Source organism: Aquirufa aurantiipilula (assembly GCF_019923745.1).
Lineage (GTDB): Bacteria > Bacteroidota > Bacteroidia > Cytophagales > Spirosomataceae > Aquirufa > Aquirufa aurantiipilula.
Genome location: NZ_JAANOG010000002.1, coordinates 326,871 through 338,901 on the forward strand (window position 1 = coordinate 326,871; position 12,031 = coordinate 338,901).

A 12,031-nucleotide genomic window follows, 5' to 3' on the forward strand; every position below is an offset into this window, starting at 1 on the left:
TATCAAACAAATTTTAAGCCTAATTGCATTATTAAAATAAATAATTAGATAAAAATAATTCTTTTTTTGAATTGTTTAAAATTCTTGCAATTGATTTATAACAAACCATTAAAAACAAAGGGAAGCTGCTCCTAAAAGTCCAGCATCATTTCCTAAAAGTGCTTTTTTAATACTTAGTTTTTTCAAGTAAGCAGGGGTCAACCAATAATTCAATTGTTTCTCCATGCTGGGTAAAATAAATTCAAAAGAGGCTGATAAACCACCTCCAATAAAGATGTTTTTGATATCTAGAATTCGGATTAATGAAACAATCATATCGCCTAACATTTCACCCACTTCATTCCAAATGGCTAATGCTAATTCATCACCTTCTTCTGCCGCAACCACTAAAGCTGTCGTTGAAATGGAGCCATCCGCCGCTAGAACAGTTTTACCTTTATATGCCGCACGCATGGCAGTTGCCATTTGTAATAATTCTTTTTTACCAATATTTCTCTCCAACACTTTACCATTTCTTGATGGTACGTGTCCTGGTTCCATGGCGTTTCCATCTCCACCTAAGAAAATTTTACGATCAATGATTGCTGCGCCACCAATACCCGTACCTAAGGTTAAAAAGATGAAATCTTCGGGCATGCTTTCTTTTTCAGGGGAGAAATAAAATTCACCTAAAGCAGCTGCATTGGCATCATTTTCCATGAAAAATTCATGATCAGGAAAACGTTTCTCCAACATGGAAATTAAATGAGCTCCATCAATTTCTGGAATTGCTGTAATCTCAATTAACGTTTTACGGTTTTTTGTTAAGATACCAGGTAAACCGATACCTACTTTATGCACATGTTTGTGTTGGAATAATTGCAAGGCAATCGCATCAGCTAGGCGTTCTAAGAAGTGATTGGATTCTCTCCAAGTGGCTGTGTCGTAACTTTGAAAATTAGTAATATGGCCAGTTTCTGGATGAACTATGCCCATTTTAACTCCTGTTCCTCCTACATCAATTCCTAGATATTCTGCTGCTTCCATGCGGTCTTTTGGTTTAATTTGCTGCGAATTTCTTTAAAATTACGCGCATATTCAAATATTCTTGGGGCAATTTAGATTAGTTGTAGATTCTTTCCAGTTTTTCCATGATTTGAGATACGGCTGGACAGATCAAGGCATTCTTTTGTGTAAGTTTAAGAATTCCAAGCATATTTTTTCGGTCAGTATGGGGGTATTCCCGACATGCCTTGGGTCTGTGTTCATAAATATCACAGGCATTATCTTCCAATAAAAAGGGGCATGGACTAGCGGGATAAACCCAATCCCCATCGGCATCTTTGATTAAATAGGTATCCAAAAAGTCAGATACTTTCATTTTTAAGTGCTTAGCCACCCGTTGGATATCTGTTTCATTCCACATGGGACTGGTGGTCTTACAACAATTACCACATTCTAAACAATCCATGTTTTCAAATACAGCTTCATGTGCTTTTTCAAATTGCGAATCCAAATCTTTCGGTTTTTTGGCCCGAATGCGTTGAAAGACTTTAGTGAAACTGGGATCTCTTGGCATGTTAAATATGTGTGAAGCAAGTTCGACAAAGCGCTTCATAGCTTTCCGACTCACCCAACATCACAGTTTGCTGCTGTTGTACAATTCGATGGGAATATTGAGCGACACCTCCACATTTCACACAAACAGCATGTACTTTGGTGATATACTCAGCAATGGCCATTAAACCTGGCATAGGACCAAAGGGAAGACCTTTGAAATCCATATCTAAACCGGCAATAATCACACGCTTACCTTGATTGGCTAAGGTATTGCATACTTCGATGATGTTTTCATCAAAGAATTGTGCTTCATCCAATCCCACCACATCACAACTTCCAGCTAGTAAAAGTATTTCACTCGAACTATGTACTGGAGTGGAGCGTATGGAATTATGATTATGAGAAACAATGTCTTCGTCGTGATAACGTGTATCGGCAGCCGGTTTAAAAATCTCCACTTGTAATTGGGCGATTTTAGCTCTTTTCAGTCGACGAATTAATTCTTCTGTTTTACCTGAGAACATGGAGCCACATATCACTTCCACCCAACCACTAGGATTGGTATTTTGAGATGATTTAGCATGATTGGGCTCTAAAAACAAGGCATGAAAAAGCCCCTTGATTCCAAGGGGCTTAGTTTTAGTTAAATATTATTTGGAGGTAAATACCGAAGAGAAGTACTCACGATTCATGCGAGCAATATTCTCAATGGAAATACCTTTTGGACATTCTGCTTCACAAGCACCTGTATTAGAACAAGCACCAAAACCTTCTTCGTCCATTTGAGCGACCATCGCTTCAGCACGTTTAGAGCGCTCTGCTTGACCTTGAGGTAATAAAGCCAATTGAGAGATTTTTGCTGAAGTAAATAACATAGCAGAAGCATTTTTACATGCTGCTACACAAGCACCACAACCGATACAAGCCGCTGCAGCAAATGCTTCATCAGCATCATCTTTCGGGATTGGTAGGCTATTAGCATCTTGAGCATTCCCTGTATTGACAGAGATAAATCCTCCAGCTGAAATGATACGATCAAAAGCAGAACGATTAACTACTAAGTCCTTGATCACAGGGAAAGCTTCTGCTCTCCAAGGTTCAATGGTGATGGTTTGCCCATTGCTAAAGCTACGCATGTGCAATTGGCAAGTAGTAACACCTTTGTTAGGTCCATGAGGGCGGCCATTGATGTACATGGAGCACATACCACAGATACCTTCACGACAATCGTGATCAAAAGCTACTGGATCATCACCTTCTTCGATAAGACGGTTGTTGAGCACGTCAATCATTTCCAAAAAGGACATATCCTCCGAAATACCACTTACTTGGTATGTCTCGAATTTACCCGCAGTTTGGGCATTTTTTTGTCTCCAGATTTTAAGCGTCAGGTTTAAATTTCCTTCCATGTTATCGAATTATTTATAAGATCTTTGAGCAATTTTAATGTTTTCGAATTTCAAATCTTCTTTGTGTAATTCGAATTTAGATTCACCTTGGTATTCCCAAGCCGCTACGTAAGCGAATTTTTCATCGTCACGCAAGGCCTCTCCATCCTCAGTTTGGTATTCTTCACGGAAGTGTCCTCCGCAACTTTCTTGTCTATCTAATGCGTCTTGGCACATTAACTCTCCTAATTCTAAGAAGTCAGCCACACGGCCAGCTTTCTCTAATTCAGGATTTAAGTTGTTGGCTTCACCAGGAATACGAACATCACTCCAGAACTCTTTGCGTAATGCTTGTATCTCCGAAATGGCCATTTTTAAACCTTCCTCGTTACGAGCCATTCCACATTGATTCCACATGATTAAGCCTAGCTTCTTGTGGAAGTAATCCACTGACTTAGTACCACGGATATTCATTAATTTGTCAATCTGGTCTTTTACCGCTTTTTCTGCATTGACAAACACCTCACTATCAGTAGATAGGGCAGGAGTTCTGATTTCAGACGCTAAATAAGCACCGATCGTGTAAGGAATCACGAAATAACCATCTGCTAAACCTTGCATTAAGGCAGAAGCTCCTAATCGGTTAGCACCGTGATCTGAGAAGTTTGCTTCTCCCAAAGCATATAAACCTGGAACCGTAGTCATTAAGTTGTAATCAACCCAAAGGCCTCCCATGGTGTAGTGAACAGCTGGATAAATACGCATCGGCAATTCATAAGGATCTTCTCCTGTGATTTGCTTGTACATATCAAAAAGGTTACCGTATTTTTCTTTAACGACTTCCTTACCCATCAATTGGATTTCTTCATCACTAGCGTGGTGAATATTTCTTTTATTGGCTTCCGCTTTACCGTAACGGATGATTGCCGCAGCAAAATCCAAGTAAACGGCCATTTTTGAAGTACCAACTCCATAACCTGCATCGCAACGCTCTTTGGCTGCACGAGATGCAATATCACGAGGTACCAAGTTTCCAAAAGCTGGATAACGGCGCTCTAAGTAATAATCTCGCTCATCCTCAGGAATTTCATTGGCTTTACGTGGATCATCCTTCTTTTTAGGTACCCAGATACGTCCGTCGTTTCGTAATGACTCCGACATCAAGGTTAATTTCGACTGGTGATCACCTGAAACAGGAATACAAGTTGGGTGAATTTGTGTGTAACATGGATTAGCAAAGAAAGCTCCTTTTTTGTGCGCTTTCCAAGCTGCTGTCACGTTAGATCCCATGGCATTTGTCGACAAGTAGAATACGTTTCCGTAACCCCCTGTACACAACAATACGGCATGTCCAAAGTGACGCTCTAGTTCACCTGTTACTAAATCACGGGCGATAATTCCTCTTGCTTTACCATCTACCACCACCACATCCAACATCTCATGGCGAGTAAATAATTCAACATTACCCATACCTACTTGGCGTTGTAAGGCCGAATAAGCACCTAATAATAATTGCTGACCTGTTTGTCCAGCTGCGTAAAAGGTACGTTGAACTTGCGTTCCACCGAATGAACGGTTGGAAAGCAAACCACCATATTCACGTGCAAAAGGAACACCTTGGGCCACACATTGGTCAATGATATTTCCTGAAACTTCGGCTAAACGGTGCACATTGGCTTCCCGTGCACGATAGTCACCACCTTTGATGGTATCGTAAAATAAGCGGAAAGTAGAATCACCATCGTTTTGATAGTTTTTCGCAGCATTGATACCCCCTTGAGCGGCAATCGAGTGCGCACGACGAGGGGAATCTTGAAAGCAGAATACTTTTACTTTATATCCTAACTCAGCCAAGGAGGCGGCAGCAGAAGCTCCTGCTAAGCCTGAACCTACGATGACCACTTCCAAATTACGTTTGTTGGCAGGATTTACTAAAGAAACACTGGAACGGTATTTGGTCCATTTTTCGGCTAAAGAACCTTCTGGAATTTTTGCGTCTAATTTTGTCATATTAATCGTATCGGCTGAGGAATTAATGAATCAAATTAAAATGGAATGCGATAGGCATAGCGGCAAATAAAGCGGCAATGATGATAGCATAAGCAGCACCGATGCTCTTGATTGCCGGTGTGTATTTCGGATGGTTCCATCCAAGACTTTGGAAGGCACTCTGAAATCCATGCAATAAGTGGTAGCCTAATGAGATACATCCTAACACGTAAATAGCTACTACTATGGGGCTTTGAAATACAACTTGCATCTCATTATATAATGTATGCTCTTCCGTTAAATTGTCGGTTAAGCGAGAGAAATACCAAAAATGCTTTAAGTGAATGATTAAGAACAATAATAATAATGTTCCTAAGAGTCCCATGGAACGAGAATACCATTTACTGTTAGCCGCACCGTCGATAACGGCATAGGCTACAGGACGCTTCTTTTTGTTGTCCATCCATAAACGTAAACCGTCTAAAATGTGGAGTAACAAACCTCCAAATAATACGATTTCCATGGTGCGAATGATGGGATTCTTTGCCATGAACTCTGCACCCTCGTTAAACGTAACCCCACCATCGTTTAAGAATATGGTGGCATTAAGACCGCAGTGAACAATGAGGAAGCTAACTAAAAAGAGGCCGGTGATTGCCATTAGGAGCTTTTTTCCTAGAGATGAATTAAGTGATTTAGATAACCAAGCCATAAATGAAATTTATTTTGATTGAAGTAAACATTCGCCCACATTAACCAAACGCGAAAATTTAGGACATAAAACTACAATTGATTCGTGGGTCTTTCAAATATTCGATTAAAAAAACCGTTTTTTTTATTTTTTTCGAATTGCTTAATTAACTTTCCATATTACAAATTTGTTTTATGTCGTATAAAAATTATTCCGCCTACATTCTTGCCTTCATGCTTAGTTTTTTGGGAATGATTTTCCAGGCTGAGGCAACCCACTTAAAAGGGGGGGAGATTACAGTAAAGCGGATTTCTAACGTCAGTCTTACCTACGAGTTTACCTTAACCACTTATACTGAGGATAATAGAGCAAATCAAGACCAAACAGATGTGAATTTTTGTTTTGGGGATGGTTCGGGAATATTCAAAGCAAAACGACTTTTACCCATCGTTAACCTGGGCAATGGTACATTGAAAAACACCTACAAAATTGAATATACTTATCCTGCGCCCGCCTTATTTTATAAAGTTTCCGTAGCTATTCCCAATCGAAATGATGGGGTAAGAAATATCACCCGTTCAGTGGAAGTTCCCTTTTATGTGGAAACCATTTTCTCCATAAACTCGGGTTTAGGTCAAAACTCAACCCCTTTATTACTGAACCCTGCGGTTGATTTAACGGCAGTGGTCGGTCAGCCTTTCATCCATAACCCCAATGCTGTGGATGCTGAGGGAGATAGTTTAGCCTATCGTTTAACCGTTTCTCGTTATGGTGATTACGAAACATGTAATCCAACAAGTCGCGGTATCACGGCACCTAATTTTAGACAGCCCAATGAAGTGTCCACCATTGCGTCATCCTTCACCATAAATTCATTAAATGGTGATTTGATTTGGGATTCTCCTCAGGAATTGGGGATTTATAACTGTGCCTTTATCGTTGAAGAATGGCGAAACGGTATCAAGATTTCAGAAACGGTTCGAGATATGCAGATTGAGGTGAAGGATTTAGATAATAAAGGACCTAAAATAGTTGTGCCTCCAGATGTTTGTATTCAAGCAGGTACCTTAATTCGTGAGACAGTTTCAGCAGCTGACGTTATTTCTCGTTCGGGTAGATTAGATCCTGTGACCATAATTAGTTCAGGAAATGTGTACCCAATAGATACCTCATATGCCATCAAGCAGCCATTTGCCACCTTTGTATCTACTCCTAAACAAACAGGTACGGCTACAGGTACTTTTACTTGGCAGACTGCATGTCAGCATATTCGTAAAGAAACGTATGATATTTTCTTTAAAGCAGAGGATAATCCTCCTACGGCGATTGGTGGAGGCGTGAAGCTGGTGGATAGTAAAATTTGGAAGATAAAAATTATAGCTCCTTCTGTGAAGAATTTGGTAGCCAAAATTCAGCCAACCAAAGGTTCGGCCCTACTGACTTGGAGCCCCTATGCTTGTTCTTTACCAGGCGCAAAAATCATCGTTTTCCGTAAACAAGCTGCTTGTGCTCCCGTTGTAAATAAGTCCTGTGAAACTGGCATGCAATTGACAGGATTCACCGAAATAGCTCGGTTGAACGCTGGAGATGTGCAGTTTGAGGATACCAATAAAGGAGCAGGATTAATGAAAAATGCCAATTATGTTTACGTATTGGTCGTTGTATTTACTAATTCTAGCGGTCAAACGGATTATAGTCCGATGTCGAATTCCAGTTGTGCCTTTATTCCTTCTTCAGCTCCTTTGATGACGAATGTCTCTATCCAGAAAACAGATGCTAGTAATGGAGAAATACTAGTTCGCTGGTCTAGACCTTTGAACCTTGATACAAGTTTGTATAAAGGTCCTTATCAGTATCAAGTTATGCGCGCTGAAGGTAATGGATCGACGAATTTTGTAGCTATAGGAAGTCCAATTGCTGCTTCCATTCTTCAAGCCAAGAATGACACATCCTATGTGGACAAAGGATTGTCAACAGAATCTAAAATTTATCGTTATCGGGCAGATTTTTATTACACCAGCAATGGGCAGTTCAAATTATTGGATTCTCCTAGCCCAGCTGCACAGGTGCAATTGGTGGCACAATCAGCAGTTAGATCCAATAAGTTGGCATGGTCAGCTGATGTCCCTTGGTTAAATGATTTTCAAGTTCACCGTGTTTATCGAGAGACTCCACGTGGTTCTGGTAAATTCAATCAAATTACCGAAGTTTCTGTGGCTGGCCCTAGTACCTATACGTTTACTGATCAAGGAACTGATTTTTATACCAAAGACGGAAAGTTTGACGTAACGCTTTCCCCAGATTCTACGTATTGCTATTATGTAGAAACTTTGGGTTCTTATGGAGAAGGATTCCCTGCCATGACTTTGATCAATGCCTCTAAAATTGTGTGCTTGAAACCTCAGTCTGACGTAAATCCTTGTGCTCCCAAACTGAGTTTATCGGCTCCTGATTGTGCCGCCTTGGACGGATCTTTGAATTGTAATTTTACCAGCTTTACAAATCAGTTGACATGGCAACCCACATTAACAGGAACTTGTGACCAGAATATTGCTTCCTACCGAATTTATTATGCACCTACTGCGGCAGGGCCATTTACCAAGATTGCTGATGTGAGCGATTTACGCTATTTACATCAAAAGAAAGATTCATTCATTGGTAGCTATTATGTCACTGCCATAAGTCAATTAGGAAAGGAAAGTCCCAAGAGTGAAACCTTGAACCAGGACAATTGCCCTTCTTTTGAATTGCCTAATTTATTTAGTCCAAATGGTGACTTGAAAAATGACGTTTGGTTACCTATGCGCTGCCCTCGATTTGTGAAAACGGTCGTTTGTAAAATTGTGGATCGTTATGGTCAACTGATCTATGACTACAATGGAACAGGAACTGATTTCGGATGGAATGGAAAAGATAGTTCAGGAAAAGAGATGGCTGCTGGAACTTATTTTTATACGGTAGATGTTAGCTTTGATGTCAATGATCCAAGTTTGAAAACTAAAAGTTTAAAAGGCTGGGTCGAACTAGTTCGCTAATGAAAACCCCAATATTCATCGACGGTAATTGTCGCTTTTGTCGCTTTTGTGCTAAAGTGCTGCGCCAAATGTGTGGAGATAAGATACAGATTGAATTTCAAGGATCTGAATTGTATCAAAGCTATGTCATGAAATTTCCAGATTCCAATTGGGAAGTGGATAGCATCAAAATGGTGCATAAGGATGCTGTTTTGATAAAATCAAAAGCTATAGAGCAAATTTTATCATTGGCGCCATGGTATTATCAAATCCTGCGGATGTTCTTTTTTTTACCAAGCGGACTTTTAGATAGAGGCTATGATTTCATTGCCAAAAATCGATTGATTTGGGGTAAAGCAGTAGATGCTTGTGAAATTAGCGACTACGCAAAATAGGCGTCATTTGACTGAAAACTTTAGGGTCAAACACGATATCCCATTTTCTTGCTGCTTCTTCTAGACCAGCAAAATTAAAGTGTGTACCATCCCAACGAAATCCAGCACCGACCACCGATTGTAGATTGGCACCTTCAATGACATTGGGTAGGGTTTTCAGCATGATATTTTGCGCTTCTTGCACGTGTAAATCTTCTGTTTTATTGAGTCCACGATTACTTCGTGCTAGCATAAAACTGAGATTTTTGCTTTGGAGTATTTCACGGGTATAATCCATGTATACTCCCGTGTATTTAATGATGTTGTCCATAGAAGTGGTCGCGTCATTTTCTCCGTGTATGACTAGCACAGCCCTCAATCCACTTTTGGGTACCTCGCTCAAGATTCTATTTTCAAAAAAGGAGTATGGGTATCTTTTTTTCCAATCGAAAAGTGAACTACTAAACTCCAAACCTAAAGCAGATTTACCCCATTGCTCCGAAGTGGATCCCCCGATTCCGGTGCTGTAAATTCGAATAGGCACTTGGTATCTGTTTTTTAATTTGTCGGCTAATCTTCCCCAAAATGCGACGACATTACTTTCTGAATATTTGACAATCTCACACCATTCTTTGTCGTAATCAGTTAATTCATAGGGAGGCTGGCCTTCAGCTAAAGAATGTCCAATCACAGCAAAAATTTCACCCACTTTGAATGGTGATTGACTTAATGTGCTATCACTTACAGTTTTGGAATCTTGAATTAATTTGATTTCTGGGTAATAGCCACCAGCTTGAAGAACGAATTCCCCTTTGAATTTAGACCCCTCTTTACTTAGGTTCAGCCAATCGCTTTCTTTTCCACCCAATATGTTTTTAAATTTCACTTGGGCTGAGGTGAATGATTGAGAGCTTTGTCCGACCAATACGATTTTTCCTTGATTATTAAGGTCTCTTTGAACAAAAGTCCGACTATTTGCAGCATCAATTTGTATACTACCTTGGCTACTGATGGATGGATTAGTCTCTTCTTTTTGGCATGAAATAAATAGCAATAGGCTTAATGGTAGCGCTAAGAAAGATAAAAAACGATAGAACATGCAATTGAAATTTAAGAGCGTTTCAGATAGCCAGAAGATTAATTTATCTTTGTCAAAGATTGTCAATCTTAAATCAAAAATATAACAAAACATAATAAAAATGAAGGCATTCGTATTTCCCGGTCAAGGATCCCAGTTTCCAGGTATGGCCAAAGATTTATATGAGAACTTTGCTTTAGCGAAAGAAATCGTGGATGAGGCGGATCAAATATTGGGTTTTTCTTTATCGAAAGTCATGTTTGAAGGGACTGATGAGGATTTAAAACAGACGAAAGTGACTCAACCTGCGATTTATTTACACTCTGTTTTAGTGGCTAAATTAGGGAAAGATTTTGCTCCAGTCATGGTGGCAGGACATTCCTTGGGTGAGTTTTCAGCTTTGGTAGCGGCAGGTGGATTATCTTGGCAAGATGGATTACGTTTGGTGTATCAGCGTGCTTTGGCTATGCAAAAAGCTTGTGAAATAGTACCTAGTACCATGGCAGCAGTTTTAGGTTTAGCGGATGCGGAAATTGAACGTATTTGTGGTGAATTGAATGGTGAAGTGGTGGCAGCTAATTACAATTGTCCAGGCCAAGTGGTAATTTCAGGAAGTGTATTAGGAATTGAAAAAGCAGCAGAATTATTGAAGGCAGCAGGAGCAAAGCGAGTTTTAACATTGCCTGTGGGAGGAGCCTTCCACTCACCTTTTATGGAGCCTGCTCGTGTGGAGTTAGCAGCAGCTATAGAAGCCACAACAATCGAGCGACCTATTTGCCCGATATTTCAAAATGTGACGGCGAAGCCTTCTCAGGATCCTGTAGAAATTAAACAAAATTTGATTGCCCAGTTGACAGGTGCGGTCCGTTGGACTCAGTCTGTGGAGGCCATGGTTGCTGCAGGTGCAACAGACTTTATTGAGTGTGGCCCGGGTAAGGTTTTGCAAGGTTTGGTCAAGAAAATTAGTGCTGATGTCCAAGTTGCTTCCATAGAGCTGGCATAAGCAGCTTTGTCAAGTGCAAATTAATTGCTTGATTTAGAGCCTCCAAGCTGATTTTGGATGAAATAATTCAATTTTTTTTGAAGCACATTTGATAATTCGCTTAGGAGGTCTTATTTTTGCATTCGATTTGGAATTGACCTATGGTGTAAAGGTAACACATCTGATTTTGGTTCAGTCGTTCTAGGTTCGAATCCTAGTAGGTCAACCACCCTTTCCCTCGCTGATTTTTCGGCGGGGGATTTTTTTTGTTTTGGTAAATGGAAAAGTAAAATTGGATTTTTACTTAGCTACTCTTATTTTTAATAAAAGCATATTTAATTCGTTGCCTTTGAAATACTTACTAATCATATCCTGGTTTTTTCTGATATCCTGCACTAGCCAATTGCAGTATCAAACAGGTATCTCAAAATTTACCAATCAAGATTATTTGGGGGCCAACATGGAATTTAGTGAAGCGCTTTTGAAAGATAAACGAAATGATGAAATCTATTTTGCACGAGCAGCAAGTCGGAGTTTAGCAGGATATCATTCATTGGCCATTGCTGATATGAACAAAGCGATCAGTTTGAATGATTCCCGTGCTGACTATTTTTACTTTCGCGGCTATTTTAAATCCCAATTAGCTTATCATAAAAGTGCCATCAAGGATTATTCCATTTGCATAAGCAAGGCTCCTTGGTTTGCTGAAGTTTATCGACTCCGAGCCTTATCATTTATAGAGGTAGGTGATTTGAATGAAGCTTGTCTGGATATTCAAGAAGCAATCGCATCAGGAGATACAGCTTCTTACTCATTACAAGAAAAATATTGCTCTAAGAAGCTATAATACTCATAATTTCCATACACGAGGAACTTGCGATTTATGGGAAATGTAATAATTTAGTAAAAAATATAATTAAACTTAAGCGGTAAGAACATATATAAGGCCTGAAATAAGCTTTTCTATGTTGTCACT

General features: G+C 39.7%; 11 protein-coding genes and 1 tRNA gene. 5 read left to right on the plus strand and 7 right to left on the minus strand.

Annotated features, from left to right (window positions below; translation table 11 throughout):
- Positions 1-108 precede the first annotated feature (108 nt).
- The 6 genes from G9H60_RS03335 to G9H60_RS03360 form a co-directional block, all read right to left on the minus strand.
- The gene (locus G9H60_RS03335) at positions 109-1,026 is read right to left on the minus strand and encodes an ROK family protein (protein ID WP_223142682.1); all 918 of its coding nucleotides are present in this window, start codon (positions 1,024-1,026) and stop codon (positions 109-111) included.
- Between the two features lie 76 nt (positions 1,027-1,102).
- On the minus strand, positions 1,103-1,558 hold the full coding sequence (locus tag G9H60_RS03340) for a YkgJ family cysteine cluster protein (protein WP_223142683.1): 456 nt from the start codon (positions 1,556-1,558) through the stop codon (positions 1,103-1,105).
- Position 1,559: 1 nt separating this feature from the next.
- Positions 1,560-2,141, minus strand: a complete 582-nt coding sequence (locus G9H60_RS03345) for a thymidine kinase (protein ID WP_223142684.1) — start codon at positions 2,139-2,141, stop codon at positions 1,560-1,562.
- 48 nt (positions 2,142-2,189) lie between these two features.
- Complete coding sequence (locus G9H60_RS03350; RefSeq protein ID WP_223142685.1) at positions 2,190-2,948, minus strand: succinate dehydrogenase/fumarate reductase iron-sulfur subunit; 759 nt, start codon at positions 2,946-2,948, stop codon at positions 2,190-2,192.
- Positions 2,949-2,957: 9 nt separating this feature from the next.
- The gene (locus G9H60_RS03355) at positions 2,958-4,937 is read right to left on the minus strand and encodes a fumarate reductase/succinate dehydrogenase flavoprotein subunit (RefSeq protein WP_223142686.1); all 1,980 of its coding nucleotides are present in this window, start codon (positions 4,935-4,937) and stop codon (positions 2,958-2,960) included.
- A gap of 22 nt (positions 4,938-4,959) precedes the next feature.
- Positions 4,960-5,628, minus strand: a complete 669-nt coding sequence (locus tag G9H60_RS03360) for a succinate dehydrogenase cytochrome b subunit (protein ID WP_223142687.1) — start codon at positions 5,626-5,628, stop codon at positions 4,960-4,962.
- A 173-nt stretch (positions 5,629-5,801) separates the two neighbouring features.
- On the opposite strand from G9H60_RS03360, the gene G9H60_RS03365 reads away from it, so the two are divergent.
- The gene (locus G9H60_RS03365; RefSeq protein WP_223142688.1) at positions 5,802-8,642 is read left to right on the plus strand and encodes a T9SS type B sorting domain-containing protein; all 2,841 of its coding nucleotides are present in this window, start codon (positions 5,802-5,804) and stop codon (positions 8,640-8,642) included.
- Entirely contained in the window at positions 8,642-9,016 is a 375-nt protein-coding gene (locus tag G9H60_RS03370) for a thiol-disulfide oxidoreductase DCC family protein (protein WP_223142689.1), read from the plus strand. Before G9H60_RS03365 ends, G9H60_RS03370 begins: the two co-directional genes overlap by 1 nt.
- On the opposite strand, the gene G9H60_RS03375 is transcribed toward G9H60_RS03370, so the two are convergent.
- On the minus strand, positions 8,997-10,094 hold the full coding sequence (locus G9H60_RS03375; RefSeq protein ID WP_223142690.1) for a hypothetical protein: 1,098 nt from the start codon (positions 10,092-10,094) through the stop codon (positions 8,997-8,999). The genes G9H60_RS03370 and G9H60_RS03375 overlap by 20 nt on opposite strands.
- A 100-nt stretch (positions 10,095-10,194) precedes the next feature.
- On the opposite strand from G9H60_RS03375, the gene fabD reads away from it, so the two are divergent.
- From fabD to G9H60_RS03390, 3 genes are all read left to right on the plus strand, one after another.
- The gene (gene fabD / locus G9H60_RS03380) at positions 10,195-11,076 is read left to right on the plus strand and encodes an ACP S-malonyltransferase (protein WP_223142691.1); all 882 of its coding nucleotides are present in this window, start codon (positions 10,195-10,197) and stop codon (positions 11,074-11,076) included.
- Positions 11,077-11,210: 134 nt separating this feature from the next.
- Positions 11,211-11,284 (plus strand) — tRNA-Gln (locus G9H60_RS03385).
- A gap of 120 nt (positions 11,285-11,404) precedes the next feature.
- Complete coding sequence (locus tag G9H60_RS03390; RefSeq protein WP_223142692.1) at positions 11,405-11,902, plus strand: tetratricopeptide repeat protein; 498 nt, start codon at positions 11,405-11,407, stop codon at positions 11,900-11,902.
- Positions 11,903-12,031 lie beyond the last annotated feature (129 nt).